This window comes from Methanothermobacter wolfeii, assembly GCF_025397995.1.
In the GTDB taxonomy this organism is placed as follows: domain Archaea; phylum Methanobacteriota; class Methanobacteria; order Methanobacteriales; family Methanothermobacteraceae; genus Methanothermobacter; species Methanothermobacter wolfei.
The window spans coordinates 616,232-632,564 of record NZ_CP104550.1; the positions used below are offsets into that span (position 1 = coordinate 616,232).

The window sequence follows — 16,333 nt, forward strand, 5'->3', positions numbered from 1 at the left end:
GTTCATAATTATTCCCCGGTCTTTGCTTTCATCCGTTCTTTTACAGAGCCAAGCTTTGTCAGATTTTCAGCCACTTGATTTATTTGTTGGCCGGGAATTGTAACTATCAGTTCTTCATCTGTGTATTCTTCACCGATCATTTTCACAGCTTTTTTTGCAGCACCACACGGAATTGCAAAACTAACTTCATCATTTAAATAAGTTCTCGCTGTCGTATAACCGCAGAAACTGTAAGGCGCTGCAAACTCTGCGTTTATACTACCTCCAGTTTGATAAATAGAGGCATGTATAAGCTCATGTGCATTTCTTGCATTAGTGGGGAAAGCTAAAACCACATCAGGATTTTTAGCATCTTCTAAAGGCTGTATTAACGTTCCTTTTACATCTTTTAAACGAGGGACAGATTCAACTAACCGGGTTGCCGCACGAGTATCGGCTGCAGAACTTTTATTAATATAGAACTCCCCAGTTTTTTCAAATTCAGGGGTATCACCCATCCCTAAGACTGCTTTACCTCTGGGACATGATTGCACTTCAGCAGGAGCATAAAATGATTTTCTTTCGCTTGCAGCTTTTTTAAGCATCACACAATAAAATAATGGATTTTCCAATGTTTCAATACCATCGGGGACATATTTTTCGTCCTTTATCAATGTTACTCCTACGACCCCATTTAAATTCAATATTTCTTTCAATTTTTTTGCTGTTTCTTTCATTGAATCGCCTCACTTCTCCATAACACATTTTTTCCATAAGACAGCTTTCTTATGCTTCGTATCTGTATATCAATATATTTAAATATATAAATTTGTTTTATGTACACTGCCTAACATTAACGCTCTTAACTCCATAGCTTATTATAGATTTATATGGCGAAATATCGCCTCTGAAAAAGTAGTGCTACATTTACAAGACTTATAAGTAGTGGAAACTCTATTATGGCCCAATTAAAGTTGCAAACGCTGCTACTGATCCTATTCCAAAAACTGCAGTGGTCACAGCAATTGTCAGCTCAAAATTGTTATTTGCAGCTGTAAATGAAATTGTTGTGGTTTTTGAGTAATGCGCCTATCTTGATGTGATGGATAACAAATTAGATAACGACAGAAAAAAGAAGTAAGAACGGAATTAATATAGTCATTTATTTGCAAGTGTCAAGCTTGGAAGTGTTTATCCTAAAGAAGAGGATCAATTCTTCTGCTTATGGAATTTTGCAATAGTAAATTAACAATTACTTAAGACGTTTTCCTTATTTAGTTTTATAGGGAATATTTAAAAATTAGAAAGGTCATATTTGAACTGTGGTTGTGTAATATGTGGTTTTTGTTACTTTGATCAGCCAAAATAGACATAATGTATAACCGTTTGGAGGATGTTTATGATAAGATGCATATCATGTGGTAGGGAATACGCTTTAGATGAGATTATCTACACCTGCAGTGAATGCGGGTCAGTACTTGAGGTTGAATGCGAACCTGATGTTTCAAGGGATGTTTTCAGCTGCAGAAGACAGAACATGTGGAAGTACAGGGAATTCATGCCTGTTGACCCTTCAAGGATCATCAGCCTTGATGAGGGCGGAACACCCTTTGTCAGGTGTGACACCATCGGAGGGGAAACAGGAGTTGAACTCTATGTGAAGGTTGAGGGTTCCAATCCAACAGGGAGCTTCAAGGACAGGGGCATGAGCGTAGGGATAACCAAGGCCGTTGAACTGGACGTTGACACGGTTGGATGCGCCTCAACAGGGAACACATCAGCATCTCTGGCAGCCTACGCGGCAAGGGCCAGTCTTGGGTGTGTCGTGCTCCTGCCATCGGGTAAGGTTGCCCTGGGTAAACTGGCCCAGGCAATGTTCCATGGTGCCAGGGTCCTCTCTGTCAGGGGGAACTTTGATGAGGCCCTTGAGGCTGTCACAAAACTCGCCCTTATGGGTGAACTCTACCTCCTTAACTCTGTAAACCCCTTCAGGCTTGAGGGTCAGAAGTCCATTGGATTTGAGATCGTGGATGACCTTGGCTGGGAGTCCCCTGACAGGATAATACTTCCAGTTGGAAATGCCGGTAACATCTCGGCGATATGGAAGGGGATCTCCGAGTTCTACAGGGCGGGTTTCATCGATGATAGACCAATGATGACGGGTATACAGGCCGAGGGAGCCGCTCCTGTTGTTGATGCATTCAGGAGGGGCAGTACCGATATTGAACCTGTTAAGGATCCCGAGACCGTTGCAACGGCCATAAGGATAGGGGCCCCTGTGAGTTACCTCAAGGCCCTTCGCGCCATATATGAATCCGATGGTTATGCAGAGACCGTGACCGATGAGGAGATACTCTCTGCCCAGAAGCTCCTGGCAAGGAAGGAGGGTATAGGTGTTGAACCGGCATCTGCAGCCTCCATCGCAGGGCTGTTGAAGCTTGTTGATGAGGGCGTCGTTGACAGGGGCGAGCGGGTTGTCTGCGTGGTAACCGGCCACGTGCTTAAGGATCCTGACACCGCCATAAGGGCTTCAACAAAGCCTGTTGAAGTTGAACCCGATATAAACCAGTTAAGGGATGTTATAGGTAAAAATAAGCCATAATACTCCTTTTAATATTTGAGGCTAATTTTTTCCTTTTAAATTTTTCTATTTTTTGTTAATCCACTCTCATGTTAATCTCTCACCTTACTGAACCCTCTGATTATATTGATTTGGTTAAGGTGCCCCATGGACCAATCTATGGCCGAGAGAAACCCTAAGATTAGCGATATATTTATATAGGATAATATGATAGATAATATTACATAAAATGAGGTGGTTAATTATGGAATTGCCAATAGCCCCAATTGGGAGAATAATAAAGAATGCCGGTGCAGAAAGGGTGAGTGATGATGCAAGGGAAGCACTTGCAGAAGCACTTGAAGAAAGAGGCGAAAAAATCGCAGTAGAAGCGGTTAAACTCGCAAAACACGCCGGCAGGAAAACAGTAAAAAAGGATGACATCAAGCTGGCTGTTAAAAAGATGGAACTCTAGGGATGTAGGGATCCTTTACATCCGGTTCCAATCATTCATATTACCTTTTTGTTAGCGGCAAAACTTTATATGTGATGAAAGATCAATCTTTATTAATCCTTGTTTTCCCGGTTTGATCCGGCTGAGCCCCCGGGAATTTATATTAATACGATTTCTCATGAAAATCCGTATCCAGCAACTTTTATATAGCGAGAACATATAAAAGTACTCACCCAATTCATGTTAATCCATAAATTGGATTACTGATCCAGATTGGTGTAATTACCGATGGATGGTATGAAGACCAGATGAAAAAGGAGGTAAATAACATGGCAAAGGCAATATACGTGAAATTTGATGTACCAAAGGAACTGGCGGATAAGGCTGCAGAGGCCCTTGAAATCGCCAGGGAAACAGGGAAAATATCCAAGGGTACCAATGAGGTTACCAAGGCAATCGAGAGGGGAGTTGCCCAGCTCGTGCTCATAGCCGAGGACGTTGAACCTGCTGAAATAGTGGCTCATATCCCGCTCCTTGCAGAAGAAAAGGAAATACCATACATATACATCCCGACAAAGGATGAACTGGGAGCAGCCGCAGGTTTAAACGTCGGCACAGCCTCAGCATGCATAGTGGAATCAGGAGATGCTGAGGAAATCATAACCGAGATAATAGAAAAGGTTGAAGAACTCAAAAAGTAAATGAAAGGCAAAAACGCCTTTCACTTTCAATTTAACATAAAGGTGATTTAATGGAGGAAGCAACTCCAGCGGAAGTTATTGAGGTCCTCAAAAGGACCGGGATGACTGGAGAGGTAATGCAGGTAAAATGCAGGATCCTTGATGGAAGAGACAAGGGAAGGATACTGACAAGGAACGTTATGGGTCCTGTGAGGGAAGGCGATATCCTCATGCTCCTTGACACCATCAGGGAAGCCAAGGAAATCAGGACCCCCTAATGAGTAGGTGTTTTAAATGAGAGTCTGTTCATTCTGCAACGAGGAAATAGAGCCGGGTACCGGTAAGATGTACGTTAAGAAGGACGGTACCATTTATTTCTTCTGCGGCAGCAAATGCGAGAAAAACATGATAAAACTGGGAAGGGTTCCAAGAAAAGTTAAATGGGTTAAAAAATGATGGAAAGAAGCTTTGTAATGCTGAAACCTGACGCAGTGAAGAGGCGCCTCGCAGGAAGGATAATATCCCGATTCGAGGAAAGGGGACTCCAGATAGTGGCGGCAAAGATGCTCCAGATCCCTGAGGAACTTGCAATGGAGCACTACCAGGAACATAGGGAAAAACCATTCTTCACAGACCTTGTGTCCTACATAACCTCCGCACCCGTCCTTGCAATGGTCATAGAGGGCAGGGACTGCATATCACTCATAAGGAAGATGGTGGGCGCCACAAACCCTGCAGAGGCAGATGTGGGAACAATCAGGGGAGACTTTGCCCTTGAAACAGGAAGAAACATAATACACGCTTCAGATTCCCCGGAATCAGCTGAAAGGGAGATTAAACTTTTCTTTGACGAATCCGAAATCTGCACTTATGAAATGCCTGATAGAGAGATGATTTACGAGGAATAGACCCGGAGATTCCAATGAAGATCAGATCACCAATTGTCTCAGTACTCGGACACGTTGATCATGGAAAAACCACCCTCCTTGACCATATAAGGGGCAGTGCAGTTGCCTCAAGGGAAGCGGGGGGTATAACACAGCACATAGGAGCAACAGAGATACCCATAGATGTCATTGAAAGGATCTGCGGAGACTTCCTCAAGAAATTCTCCATCAGGGAAACACTGCCAGGACTTTTCTTCATAGACACCCCCGGACATGAGGCATTCACAACCCTCAGGAAACGTGGAGGGGCCCTGGCAGACCTTGCAATACTCATCGTAGATATCAACGAGGGATTCAAGCCCCAGACCCTGGAGGCCCTCAACATCCTTAAAATGTACAGGACACCCTTCGTGGTGGCTGCAAACAAGGTCGACAGGATCCCCGGATGGAAGGTCCATGAAAAGGAGCCCTTCATGACCACCTTCAGCAGGCAGGACGCCCGTACACAGCAGGTACTGGACACCAGGGTCTATGAACTGGTGGGCAAACTCCATGAGGAGGGCTTTGAGTCAGAGAGGTTTGACAGGGTAACCAACTTCGCCTCACAGGTCAGCATAATACCCATAAGCGCTGTAACAGGAGAGGGCATACCCGAGCTCCTGACCATGCTCATGGGACTTGCACAGCAGTACCTCAAGGAACAGCTGAAAATCGAGGAGGACGCACCTGCAAAGGGGACCATCCTTGAGGTTAAGGAAGAGAAGGGCCTTGGAATGACCATGGACGCCGTCATATACGACGGTATACTCAGGAAGGACGACACCATCGCCATGATGACATCCGGTGACGTTGTATTCACAAGGATAAGGTCACTCCTCAAACCAGGACCCCTGGAGGAGATGAGGGAATCCGGGAGGAACTTCCAGAAGGTTGATGAGGTTGTTGCGGCTGCAGGTATAAAGATCGTTGCACCCGACGTCGATGATGTGATGGCAGGATCCCCTCTGAGGGTTGTAACCGACCCTGATACAGTGAAAGAGGAGATACTCGGTGAGATAGAGGACATAAAGATAGACACAGACGAGGCAGGAGTGGTTGTTAAGGCAGACACCCTCGGCTCCCTTGAAGCCGTTGTCAAGATCCTCAGGGATATAGAAGTTCCCATAAAGGTGGCTGATATAGGGGATGTCTCAAGGAGGGATGTGGTCAATGCAGAGATAGCCCTCCAGGAGGACACTGTCTACGGCGCCATAATAGCCTTCAATGTGAAGGTACTGCCATCAGCTGCCAGTGAACTCAAAAACTCAGAGATCAAGCTATTCCAGGGCAACGTCATCTACAGGATAATGGAAGAATACGAGGAATGGGTCAGAGGCATTGAGGAAAAGAAGAAGAAGGAATGGATGGATGCAGTTATAAAACCTGCAAGCATAAGGCTCATACCGAAACTTGTCTTCAGACAGAGTAAACCAGCCATTGGCGGTGTTGAAATCCTCACAGGCATGATAAAACAGGGCTACCCCCTGATGGATGAGAATGGAAACCCTGTGGGTACCGTTGAGAGCATGCAGGACAAGGGCGAAAACCTCAAATCAGCATCAAGGGGTCAGAAGGTTGCAATGGCCATAAAGGATGCTGTTTACGGTAAAAACATCAACGAGGGAGACACGCTCTACGTTGACATACCAGAGAACCACTACCGTATTCTCATGGATGAAATGTCAGGGGATCTCAGTGAAGAGGAACTTGACCTTTTTGAGAGGATAGCCGAGGTCAAGAGGAAAAGGGATCCTGACTGGGGAATGAAAGCACCATTTTAATATAAATAGAATCAGGAGGAGATATATTGGCATTTAAGATTGTGATTTCAGACAAGGAGAAAAGCGTCCAGATGGAGGTTGACCCGTCAGAGTCCAGGGGACTTGTAGGCCTCAGTATAGGAGATGAATTTGAGGGGTCAATCATAGGACTGGAAGGATACAAACTGAAAATCACAGGCGGAAGCGACAAGAATGGTTTCCCGATGAAGAGAACCATACCCGGAGCAAGGAGGGTCAGGAGCCTTGTATCCGGTGGTGTTGGTTACAAACCAGCCCGGAAGGGTGAGAGAAGAAGGAAGACCTTCAGGGGAAACACTGTATCTGACGACATAGTTCAGATAAATACGGTGGTCATTGAAAAGGGTGAAAAACCACTGGAAGAACTCATAGGCGCCCAGGAAGAATAATAAACCAAAAATTATAGGTGTAATCTGTGAAAAATCAATCTGAAATAAACATTGGTCTAGTGGGGCACGTGGACCATGGTAAAACAACCCTTACAAAGGCCCTCTCAGGTGTGTGGACCGACACACACAGTGAGGAAACCAAGAGGGGTATATCCATCCGCCTAGGATATGCGGATATAACATTCAGGAAATGCCCTGAATGCGAACCTCCAGTGTGCTACACAACGGCAACGGTATGTGAGAACTGTGGCACAGAGACAGAACTCCTCAGGAAGGTGTCCTTTGTGGATGCACCGGGCCATGAAACCCTCATGGCAACCATGCTTTCAGGCGCAGCCCTCATGGACGGTGCAATACTGGTAATCGCGGCAAATGAGCCCTGCCCCCAGCCCCAGACAAAGGAGCACCTGATGGCCCTGGATGTTATAGGGGTCAAGGATGTTATAGTCGTCCAGAACAAGATAGATATCGTGTCAAGGGAGAGGGCCCTTGAAAGCTACAGGGAGATAAAGGAGTTTGTAAGGGGTACATGCGCTGAAGATGCACCTATAATACCAGTGTCTGCTCAGCAGGGCGCAAACATCGATATTCTCATTGAAACAATTGAAGAGAAAATCAAAACTCCTGAAAGAGAAGTTGACAAGCCCGCCAGGATGTACGTTGCACGGTCCTTTGATATAAACAAGCCAGGCGCAGACCCTGAACATCTGGCAGGAGGGGTTATAGGAGGCTCCCTGGTCCAGGGACGATTCCATGTCGGTGATGAAATAGAGATAAAGCCAGGCATACAGATAAAGAAGGACGGTAAACAGACATGGATGAGCCTGCACTCCGAGATCACAGGTCTTGTTGCAGGAGGACAGGAGATGGAGGAGGTTGGACCTGGAGGGCTCGTCGGGGTCGGCACCCTCCTCGACCCTGCACTCACCAAGGCAGACTCGCTTTCAGGTTCAGTTGCAGGCGAACCAGGGACACTGCCACCGGTAAGACATTCCTTCACAATGGAGACCCACCTCCTTGAACGCGTCGTCGGTACCAAGGAGGAGACAAAGGTCGAGCCAATAAAGACAGGAGAACCCCTCATGATAAACGTGGGGACAACAACAACCGTGGGAGTTGTTAAATCTGCAAGGGCTGATGACGCAGATGTTGTCCTTAAACTCCCTGCATGTGCAGAGGAGGGTCAGAGGATAGCCCTCTCAAGGAGGGTCGGTGCAAGATGGAGGCTGATAGGTTATGGTATCATCAAATAGGGTGATTCTGGACGCCAATTTTTTATGATACCCTACCAGTTCAATGTTGACATAGTCTCTGAACTTGAAAGGCTCTTCCCGACCCATGATCTTGTCGTGCCCTCCTTTGTTATAGGGGAACTTGAAGCCATCAGGAGAAGATCCCGTGGAAGGGCAGGTATAGCTGCATCAGTGGGGCTCTCAATCGCCAGAAGACCCCCCTTCAGGGTGGTCAGGGAGGAGCTCAGGGAGGGCGAAACCCCAGACGACGCTCTCCTCAGGATTTCAGAGATACTCTGCACCAATGACAGGGAACTCAGGAGAAGGGCAAGATCAAGGGGTATAACGGTTGTATACCTCAGACAGAAAAAATATCTTACAGTTGATGGCCATATATGAATTAGGAGGTTTTTCATGAATCTATGGAAGGATATAGAACCAGGACCATCCATACCGGAAGTAGTATACGCTGTTGTTGAAATACCAAAGGGCTCAAGGAACAAGTACGAGTACCATAAGGACCTTGAGGCATTTGCCCTTGACAGGGTACTGTACTCACCCGTTTTCTACCCTGCAGAGTACGGTATAATACCAAGGACCCTCTATGATGACGGAGACCCCATGGATATACTGGTTCTCATGGACCAGCCAACATTCCCTGGATGCATCATAGAATCACGCCCCATCGGTCTTTTAAGGATGATCGATGGAGGAGACCAGGATGACAAGATCCTGGCAGTGCCGGTGGAGGACCCCCACTACAGGGGTGTTAAGGATGTATCAGACCTCCCTGAACACATTCCAAAGGAAATAGCACACTTCTTTGAAGTTTACAAGAACCTTGAAGGCAAGGAGACAAAGATAATCGGTTGGGAAGGCGCAGAAAAGGCATTTGAAGCTGTCAACCACTCCATTGAACTCTACAGGGAGAAATACATGGAGTAATCTTTTAATGGGGGATCCCCATTGTATTATGTAACAAAAATTGTTGATACCGTCAGAATACCTCCGGACCGCTTCGAGGAGCCGATTGAGGAGGTTGCCGTAGAGGTTCTCAACGAGACCTACGTTGGAAGGATGGACAAGAACCTCGGGCAGATGATAACCGTCAATGAGATAGAGGATATAGGCATCGGGAAGGTCATAATGGGCGACGGCGCAGCCTACCATGAGGTGACCTTCACAGCCCTCTTCTTCAAACCAGAACTCCATGAGATCGTTGAGGGCGAAGTTATAGAGATTGCAGAGTTCGGCGCCTTTGTACGCATCGGGCCACTGGACGGTCTTGTCCACGTATCCCAGGTTACCGATGACTACATAACCTACGATGGGAAGAAGGGCTCCCTTGTGGGTAAGGAGTCAGGTAAACGCCTGGACGAGGGCGACCTTGTAAGGGCAAGGATAGTGGCCATCAGCCTCAAGGGCAGAAGGGAAGGAGTCAAAATAGGCCTCACCATGAGGCAGCCCGGCCTTGGAAAATTCGAATGGATAGAAGAAGAGAAAAGGAAGAGTAAAAAATGAGTGAAAAGGCATGCACAAGGTGTAAGAGGATAACAACCGGTGAGCGCTGCCCGGTCTGTGACGTGCCGGCATCCACCAACTGGAGCGGACTCCTCATAATCATTGATCCGGAAAGGTCAGACATAGCAAGGGAACTCAACATAACACTTCCAGGCGAATATGCCCTGAGGGTAAGGTAATATCACTTCTGGAAGGAAACAGCAAGGGTGTCAGAGAGTGTACATACTTCCACAGGAACTGAGAAGGGAACTGAAGGAGCCACTAGGGAAGCTCTACCGGTCGTTCAGTGATGTCAGGGTGGATGAGGAGTCCTTCCTCATAACCGTGGGTGATGTCACAACCAGCAACGCCCTTAAACATGGTCTGAAGCCAGATATAAGTATAATTGACAACAGAATACAGCGAAGAGCTTCAGACCAGGACCTGAAGGATACTGCAGAGGTCATTAGGGCGGAGAATCCCCCGGGCACGGTAACCCGCAGCCTATGGTCATCAATAGAGACAGCCATCAGGGAGTCATCCAGTAGCGGTAAACGTTTCATGATAATCGTTGACGGTGAGGAGGACCTTGCCGTCCTCCCATCAATCCTGCTGGCACCACCAGGAACCACGGTCCTCTATGGCCAGCCCAATGAAGGCGTTGTCCTGGTGAAGGCCGATGAAACATTCAGAAGAGCTGAAGAACTCATAAAAAAATTTGAGGAGGCATAGTATGGATATTAATATAATAGAGGAAAAGGAAAACCTGCTTTTTAACAGAAAGGAGATCAAATTCGAATGCTTATATGAAGGTGAGGCAACACCGAAGGTCTTTGAAGTTAAAAACAAACTTGTTGCCATGCTCGATGCGGATAAGGACCTTCTGGTGGTTGACAAGATCGACCAGGGATTCGGCGAGCCAAGGGCTTCAGGATACGCCAAACTCTATGAATCCCTGGAGAAACTCAGGGAGATAGAACCCGAACACGTTATAAAGAAGAACACAGAGGCATCCCAGGAAGAAGAGGAGGAAGAGTAGATGAAGAAGTTTGAACTCTATGAGGTAAAGGATGATAAACTCGTAAGGAAGAATCCCTTCTGCGTCAGATGCTCAAACGGTGTCTTCATGGCAGACCATGGGGATAGATACGCCTGCGGTAAATGCGGATACACAGAATGGAAAACCAGGGAATAGGGTGGAAGCTTGAATCTCAGGGCTGGCAGACTCGGTAAGGGCATGGAGGATGAGGCCGCAGATTTCACATCCTCCCTGGAATTCGACCACCACATATTCGAGGCGGATGTTGACTGCAACATAGCCCACACATCCATGCTGGCCCGTGAGGGTATAATACCCCATGAAGTGGCTGATAAGATCATAGAAGCCCTCCGGGAGCTCAAAGAGGAGGGTGTAGAGGCCCTTGACATGGACCCCTCGGTTGAGGACATCCACATGGCTGTGGAGAACTATGTAACCGCCAGGATAGGCCCTGAGGCAGGGTTCATGCACACAGGCAAATCAAGGAATGACCAGGTGGCAACGGACCTCCGACTGGCCCTCAAGGACAGTATCCAGGTTATCAGCCATGAACTCCTTGATTTTATTGATAAGATCGCTGATCTTGCATCCGAGCACACCGAAACCGTCATGGTGGGCTACACCCACCTCCAGCATGCCCAGCCAACGACCCTGGGACATCACCTGATGGCATATGCATACTCACTTAAAAGGGACTATGAGAGGCTCCAGGACACCCTTAAGAGGGTTGACATGAACCCCCTGGGCTCCGCTGCCATGGCAACCACCAGTTTCCCCATAAACAGGGAACTTACAACCGAACTGCTTGGTTTTGCCGATTACATGAGGAACTCCATGGACGCCGTGAGTTCAAGGGATTTCATAGCTGAAGCGGTATTCGACCTCTCAATGCTTGCAGTTGACCTCAGCAGGATCTCCGAGGAGATGATACTCTGGAGCACCTATGAATTCGGGGTCATAGAGCTTCCTGATGAATTCTCATCCACATCATCCATAATGCCCCAGAAGAAGAACCCTGACGTTGCAGAGATAGCCCGTGCAAAGACATCCAGTGTCCAGGGAGAACTCATGACCATCATGGGGATCATGAGGGCGCTGCCATACACCTATAACAGGGACCTCCAGGAGGTAACACCACACCTCTGGCGGGCTGTGGAGACTGTTAAATCCATGATACGTGTTGTGAGGGGTATGCTGACGGGTATAAGGGTTAACAGGGAACGCGCCCTTGAACTTGCATCCTCGAACTTTGCAACGGCAACCGACCTTGCGGATCTCATGGTCCGTGAGAGGGGGATCCCCTTCAGGGTGGCCCACAGGATAGTGGGGAGGCTAGTTACAAGGGCCCTTGAGGACGGCCTCGGACCAGGTGATATAGACTCAGGCTACGTTGATGAGGTGAGCCTGGAGGTTACAGGGGATAAGCTCGGCCTTGATGATGAAACCGTGAGGAAGGCCCTTGACCCCCTTGAGAATGTAAGGGCAAGGATGGTTCCAGGCGGACCCGCGCCTGAAATGGTCAGGGAGTCGGTGGCAGAGATAAAATCCTTTGTCAGGTCCGAGATGTAAATCTATTTTTCCCTTCATGGATGTGACCCTCATTTCTGTATCTGAATCTCCTTTTAATGGCTGCAGAGTCAGAACCTGAATTTCCTACTTTTGATGGATAACACCCATTCGAAATTTTTATATATCATTTTTCACAGATAATTATTACATGAAATCCGAAACCGAACCAAAAATAATAGGTCTTCTGGCGGTACTTATAGGTATACTGATGATACTCTACCCCCAGCTTGTAGGGTACCTTGTTGGAGTATTCCTGATAGCCTACGGGTTACTCAAGGTATTCGCCGAATAACCGCAGTTTTCCCTTTTATTTACAGATGCTCCATACCAGTTCAAGGGCCTCACCTGGTTCAAGGACACCCGCCCTTGTCTCACGGAGCACCCTCTGTATCGAGTAGCGTCTGAGGTGAGGGTGCCTCCTCTGGACCTCCCCGAGGAGGGGACAGCCAAATACCCTGGAACCGCTGATTTTAAATGCTGATGCAACCGATCTGACCTCCTGCTTTGACGCTGCAAAGGCTGCAGGGAGATTTATCCTCAGAACACCATCGGTAACCTGGAGGGACTGGTAACCGGTTGCAAGGAGGTCCCCGAAGACCACGGTGTCCAGACCGGCCTCCTTCACCCTTCCGGTAACCGCGTCCTGTATCATCCCTGAGCAGCGACCGCAGGGATGGAACCTTCCCTCAAGGGCCTCCTCCAGGAAGTCGCTGAAGTCCACCTCTATGAACTCATGCCTCACACCCAGGGCGCTGCAGAGCCTCCCTATCCCTCTTTTAACATGACCAGGCAGTATGATGGTCCCCGGGTCAACGGTGAAGGCCTCGGGCTTCAGGCCAATATTCTTTGCAAGTATGAGGGAGAACGAACTGTCAACACCACCTGAGAGAGCAACACCCACCCTTACACCTGTTTCATCCCACTCTGAAAGGAAATTAAAGGCTGAAAGTTTATCAAGACGCATCCTGAGGGGCTCTTCAAGGACACGGGTGGCCATGAAGGATTCCCTGAGTTCCTTCACCCTTTCAAGGGCAAACCTCACCCGCATCCTCCTGACGCTTACATCGGTCATGGCCTCAACATGGACCCTGCCGGCACCGAGCTCCTCCCTCAACCTGCCGGCCACCCATCCACCCTTACCTATTATCAAGGACTTATCTGACCTGTCAGGTGCAGTTATCAGGAGGTCGCCTGTTTCATCATCCAGACCACATCACAGATCCTTACCCTTGCATCATCATGGCCTAATCGGCCCTTATCCTTCCTATAATTTCAGCCAGCTCTTCCTTATCCATAAAATATATTATGCACCGTTGAAATATTAATATACATATAAGCCATGGGGATGTAAAGGGTAATGCCAAAGATAAAGAGCCTTCTTTTCGGTGACCGGGAGGAGGAGTGGAGCTACAAGAGGGAAAGTGAAAACATAATAGTGGGTTACGGTTACAAGAAGTTCAGCAAACCCCCGGTTATAGGCAAGAACCCACTCCTGCGTTCAAACACGGTGATCTATAATGATGTCACCATAGGCGACAACCTCAGGACAGGGCACAACGTCCTTATAAGGGAGAAGACCACCATAGGCGATGATGTACTCATAGGTACAAACACGGTTATCGAGGGCCATTCAAAGATAGGCAGCAATGTCAGCATCCAGTCAAACGTTTATCTCCCCAAGAACAGTTACATAGAGGACAATGTCTTCATAGGCCCCTGCGCCTGTTTCACCAATGACCGCTACCCTATAAGGGTCAAGTATAAGCTGAGGGGACCTATAATAAGGCAGGGCGCCTCTATAGGGGCTAATTCAACCTTCCTATCAAGGATCGAGGTGGGTGAGGGCGCCATGGTGGCCGCAGGTGCGGTGGTTACAAGGAATGTGCCTCCATGGTCACTGGCGATAGGTGCGCCGGCCCGTATAAAGGCACTCCCACCCAAACTGAGGGTTCCCAACAATATCTAGTGCATCCTACAGTTCATCAGGTCATATCTTCAGGGTTTTAGAGGGTGGAAGTCCACAACTTAGAGAGGAAAACCCAGGTTATGATCTCTAGCCTCATTGGATTCCTTTTTCTTAGCCCTCATGATCAGGGCAGACCCTCCATCCCTGAACCTGCATAATGCGTGGGTCAGCCCCTCCTGTAGAGGCCTATGATCTCTGCCTCTGCAAGGACATGCCCCTTCATAGCCTCAAGGACATCCTCCTTAGATGAGCCCGGTTCAAGGTCAAGGGTCGTGTCAAGGGCGTAAAGCCTGAAGAAGTACCTGTGGACCCCTGAGGGAGGGCAGGGCCCGCTGTAGCCTATTTTTCCTGAATCATTGTAGCCCTGGACTGAACCATCAGGGAGTCTCCTTAGGTGGGGCACCTCTTCATCAAGTCCTCCTGAGTCAGGGGGGATGTTGAATATCACCCAGTGGGTCCAGACCTTTGATGGGGCGTCGGGGTCGTCGCATATTAATGCAAGGGATTCGGCCTCCTCAGGGACACCATCCCAGGAGAGGGGTGGTGATATGTTCTCACCATCACAGGTGTACTTTGAGGGTATCCTGCCACGGTCATTGAATGCGCGGGTTTTGAGGTTCATGGTATCACCTTAATCATTATATGTTGAAGGATATTAATTATTATTATGGATTTCAAGGTGAACCGTGCAGAGGACAACAGGATCTTCGTTGAGACAGAGTCATTCAGGAGGCTCATTGAGGAGCTTGAGGAACTTAAAGGGAGCCGGGGAAATATACTGCACGTTATAGGGGCTCCAGGGACAGGTAAATCCTCCAATATATATTATGGGATCCGCAAGCTCGGAATGAATGTCTATGAGGTGCCATGCAACCTGGAAACTGTTGAGGTCACCGCGGAGGAGGTTTTCAGATCCATACTAGAGGATGTGAAATCAGAGCTTGGAGTGGATTCAGCCGCTGATGTCTACAGACGGTTCGCTGAATTCGATGCCGTCCTCTTTGCTGACAGGTTCCATGACAGCCATGACTTCTCTGATTCTATGGGCTTCAGCCAGTGGACCCTTGGAGCTGGAGGCGAGGCCCTGAAGTTCTACCTGAAGTGTATCCGGGAGTACCTCAGATACAGGTCGGTCTTCAGGGACATGAATATCATATTCCAGACGGCCTGGAGGCTCCGCTTTCGAGGGAAGAAGCCTGATATCTTCACAGACATACCCGTCATATCACCTTTACTCTGTCATCTTCTCATGGTTCCCTTCAGGGCCGTGAAGATAGATTACACCCGTCAGGAGACCTTAAGTATTATAAGGGCCCATATGGACTGTGCAGATGCCGATGAGATTCAGGGGTACATTGACCTATACGGCTGCAGACCGAGGCTGATACTGGAGAAGATGAAATGCTGAAAACACTTTTAAGGTCAACGAGGATCAGCTGGGGAGCAAAGAACGTCCACATGTACCTTCTTGCCCTCACCTACGCATCCAGCGTGGATCCTCTAGGGTTTCTCATGGGACTTTTCCTTGTAACCCTCCTCTGGGGCGGGCTGTACTCACTCAATGACCTTACAGACATCGAGGTCGACAGGAAGGACCGGATGAAGAGCAGCAGACCCTTCATAGAGAACCAGGTTGAACCATGGAGGGTTCTGGTCTTCATAGGAGCTATCATCATAACCTCCCTCTTGGTTTCATACATCCTCAACCCCATTTTCTCCCTTATCATGCTCCTCATGGTCCTTAACCAGTTCATATACACCCTCCCACCCCTGAGGCTGAAGGATACCATGCTGGCGCCCCTTGCAAGCACGGCAACAAACACGGTCCTCAGACTTGCTTCAGCCTCTGTACTCCTTGGAGGCTTACTTGTTGTTCCACCACCGGTTTATCTCATGATGTACCTTGCAGGGATGGGAACATACCTCATGTACAAGGAGAGGGGGCTGATGACAACGGCCGTATCCATCATCTTCTGCATAATCCTCGGCTATGCCTACCTTGAAGGGTACATCAGCATCCTCCAGATACTGATAGTTATACTCCCCTCCTTCATTGCAACGGTACCATTATACCTTTCAAATTTCACTGAGAGGGAGCGGATGGTTGAGATAGCCGACTTCATCTACCACAGGGTGCTGATGATTTTCTATCTGGGCTGCATAATCATACTTCTATACATGAAGGGTGCTTAGCATCAAGGGTCAGGGGTCCCTGTTTACATGATAAAAAAGTAGGAGTT

General features: G+C 48.1%; 24 protein-coding genes. 21 read left to right on the forward strand and 3 right to left on the reverse strand.

What is annotated here, in order from left to right:
- Positions 1 to 8: 8 nt before the first annotated feature.
- Entirely contained in the window at positions 9 to 716 is a 708-nt protein-coding gene (locus N5910_RS03520) for a DUF169 domain-containing protein (protein WP_074358738.1), read from the reverse strand.
- Between the two features lie 662 nt (positions 717 to 1,378).
- On the opposite strand from N5910_RS03520, the gene thrC reads away from it, so the two are divergent.
- The 18 genes from thrC (at position 1,379) to N5910_RS03615 (ending at position 12,419) form a co-directional block, all read left to right on the forward strand.
- Positions 1,379 to 2,581, forward strand: coding sequence for a threonine synthase (gene thrC / locus N5910_RS03530; protein WP_074358739.1), 1,203 nt, complete (start codon positions 1,379 to 1,381; stop codon positions 2,579 to 2,581).
- Between the two features lie 223 nt (positions 2,582 to 2,804).
- Positions 2,805 to 3,014, forward strand: a complete 210-nt coding sequence (locus N5910_RS03535; protein ID WP_074358740.1) for a histone family protein — start codon at positions 2,805 to 2,807, stop codon at positions 3,012 to 3,014.
- Between the two features lie 308 nt (positions 3,015 to 3,322).
- Positions 3,323 to 3,694 carry a 50S ribosomal protein L7Ae gene (gene rpl7ae / locus N5910_RS03540; protein WP_191216458.1) on the forward strand — a complete coding sequence of 124 codons (372 nt, stop codon included), beginning with the start codon at positions 3,323 to 3,325 and terminating at the stop codon, positions 3,692 to 3,694.
- Positions 3,695 to 3,744: 50 nt separating this feature from the next.
- Entirely contained in the window at positions 3,745 to 3,951 is a 207-nt protein-coding gene (locus N5910_RS03545; RefSeq protein ID WP_074358741.1) for a 30S ribosomal protein S28e, read from the forward strand.
- A 16-nt stretch (positions 3,952 to 3,967) separates the two neighbouring features.
- Positions 3,968 to 4,129 carry a 50S ribosomal protein L24e gene (locus N5910_RS03550; protein WP_074358742.1) on the forward strand — a complete coding sequence of 54 codons (162 nt, stop codon included), beginning with the start codon at positions 3,968 to 3,970 and terminating at the stop codon, positions 4,127 to 4,129.
- Positions 4,126 to 4,581 (forward strand): nucleoside-diphosphate kinase, encoded by a 456-nt coding sequence (ndk, locus tag N5910_RS03555; protein WP_191216459.1) that lies wholly within the window; start codon positions 4,126 to 4,128, stop codon positions 4,579 to 4,581. Before N5910_RS03550 ends, ndk begins: the two co-directional genes overlap by 4 nt.
- Positions 4,582 to 4,595: 14 nt before the next feature.
- Entirely contained in the window at positions 4,596 to 6,380 is a 1,785-nt protein-coding gene (infB, locus tag N5910_RS03560) for a translation initiation factor IF-2 (protein WP_074358744.1), read from the forward strand.
- Between the two features lie 26 nt (positions 6,381 to 6,406).
- The gene (locus N5910_RS03565) at positions 6,407 to 6,787 is read left to right on the forward strand and encodes a 30S ribosomal protein S6e (protein WP_074358745.1); all 381 of its coding nucleotides are present in this window, start codon (positions 6,407 to 6,409) and stop codon (positions 6,785 to 6,787) included.
- A 26-nt stretch (positions 6,788 to 6,813) separates the two neighbouring features.
- Positions 6,814 to 8,040: a translation initiation factor IF-2 subunit gamma gene (gene eif2g / locus N5910_RS03570; RefSeq protein WP_074358746.1), complete on the forward strand. Its 1,227-nt coding sequence runs from the start codon at positions 6,814 to 6,816 to the stop codon at positions 8,038 to 8,040.
- Positions 8,041 to 8,064: 24 nt separating this feature from the next.
- Positions 8,065 to 8,418 (forward strand): type II toxin-antitoxin system VapC family toxin, encoded by a 354-nt coding sequence (locus N5910_RS03575; protein WP_074358747.1) that lies wholly within the window; start codon positions 8,065 to 8,067, stop codon positions 8,416 to 8,418.
- Positions 8,419 to 8,433: 15 nt separating this feature from the next.
- A complete protein-coding gene (locus N5910_RS03580) occupies positions 8,434 to 8,964 on the forward strand; it encodes an inorganic diphosphatase (RefSeq protein WP_074358748.1) in 531 nt (176 codons plus the stop codon).
- 21 nt (positions 8,965 to 8,985) lie between these two features.
- On the forward strand, positions 8,986 to 9,540 hold the full coding sequence (gene rpoE, locus N5910_RS03585) for a DNA-directed RNA polymerase (RefSeq protein WP_074358749.1): 555 nt from the start codon (positions 8,986 to 8,988) through the stop codon (positions 9,538 to 9,540).
- On the forward strand, positions 9,537 to 9,719 hold the full coding sequence (spt4, locus tag N5910_RS03590) for a transcription elongation factor subunit Spt4 (protein WP_074358750.1): 183 nt from the start codon (positions 9,537 to 9,539) through the stop codon (positions 9,717 to 9,719). The genes rpoE and spt4 overlap by 4 nt, the downstream gene beginning before the upstream one ends.
- A 37-nt stretch (positions 9,720 to 9,756) precedes the next feature.
- A complete protein-coding gene (locus tag N5910_RS03595) occupies positions 9,757 to 10,251 on the forward strand; it encodes a GTP-dependent dephospho-CoA kinase family protein (protein WP_261599785.1) in 495 nt (164 codons plus the stop codon).
- A 1-nt stretch (position 10,252) separates the two neighbouring features.
- Positions 10,253 to 10,558: a 30S ribosomal protein S24e gene (locus N5910_RS03600; RefSeq protein WP_191216461.1), complete on the forward strand. Its 306-nt coding sequence runs from the start codon at positions 10,253 to 10,255 to the stop codon at positions 10,556 to 10,558.
- A complete protein-coding gene (locus N5910_RS03605) occupies positions 10,559 to 10,714 on the forward strand; it encodes a 30S ribosomal protein S27ae (RefSeq protein WP_074358753.1) in 156 nt (51 codons plus the stop codon).
- Between the two features lie 9 nt (positions 10,715 to 10,723).
- On the forward strand, positions 10,724 to 12,127 hold the full coding sequence (gene argH / locus N5910_RS03610; RefSeq protein ID WP_074358754.1) for an argininosuccinate lyase: 1,404 nt from the start codon (positions 10,724 to 10,726) through the stop codon (positions 12,125 to 12,127).
- Between the two features lie 148 nt (positions 12,128 to 12,275).
- Positions 12,276 to 12,419, forward strand: a complete 144-nt coding sequence (locus N5910_RS03615) for a DUF3096 domain-containing protein (protein ID WP_145924513.1) — start codon at positions 12,276 to 12,278, stop codon at positions 12,417 to 12,419.
- 15 nt (positions 12,420 to 12,434) lie between these two features.
- Here N5910_RS03615 and N5910_RS03620 read toward each other — a convergent pair whose 3' ends face one another.
- Positions 12,435 to 13,253, reverse strand: coding sequence for an ATPase (locus N5910_RS03620; RefSeq protein WP_261599786.1), 819 nt, complete (start codon positions 13,251 to 13,253; stop codon positions 12,435 to 12,437).
- 231 nt (positions 13,254 to 13,484) lie between these two features.
- On the opposite strand from N5910_RS03620, the gene N5910_RS03625 reads away from it, so the two are divergent.
- Entirely contained in the window at positions 13,485 to 14,093 is a 609-nt protein-coding gene (locus tag N5910_RS03625; protein WP_074358756.1) for an acyltransferase, read from the forward strand.
- A 166-nt stretch (positions 14,094 to 14,259) separates the two neighbouring features.
- Here N5910_RS03625 and N5910_RS03630 read toward each other — a convergent pair whose 3' ends face one another.
- Positions 14,260 to 14,715: a YbhB/YbcL family Raf kinase inhibitor-like protein gene (locus N5910_RS03630; RefSeq protein ID WP_261599787.1), complete on the reverse strand. Its 456-nt coding sequence runs from the start codon at positions 14,713 to 14,715 to the stop codon at positions 14,260 to 14,262.
- A 45-nt stretch (positions 14,716 to 14,760) separates the two neighbouring features.
- Here N5910_RS03630 and N5910_RS03635 point away from each other — a divergent pair, with 45 nt between their 5' ends.
- Both N5910_RS03635 and N5910_RS03640 read left to right on the forward strand, forming a co-directional pair.
- A complete protein-coding gene (locus N5910_RS03635) occupies positions 14,761 to 15,501 on the forward strand; it encodes a Cdc6/Cdc18 family protein (RefSeq protein WP_074358758.1) in 741 nt (246 codons plus the stop codon).
- Positions 15,495 to 16,286 (forward strand): UbiA family prenyltransferase, encoded by a 792-nt coding sequence (locus N5910_RS03640; protein WP_261599788.1) that lies wholly within the window; start codon positions 15,495 to 15,497, stop codon positions 16,284 to 16,286. Before N5910_RS03635 ends, N5910_RS03640 begins: the two co-directional genes overlap by 7 nt.
- The last annotated feature ends 47 nt before the right edge of the window (positions 16,287 to 16,333 follow it).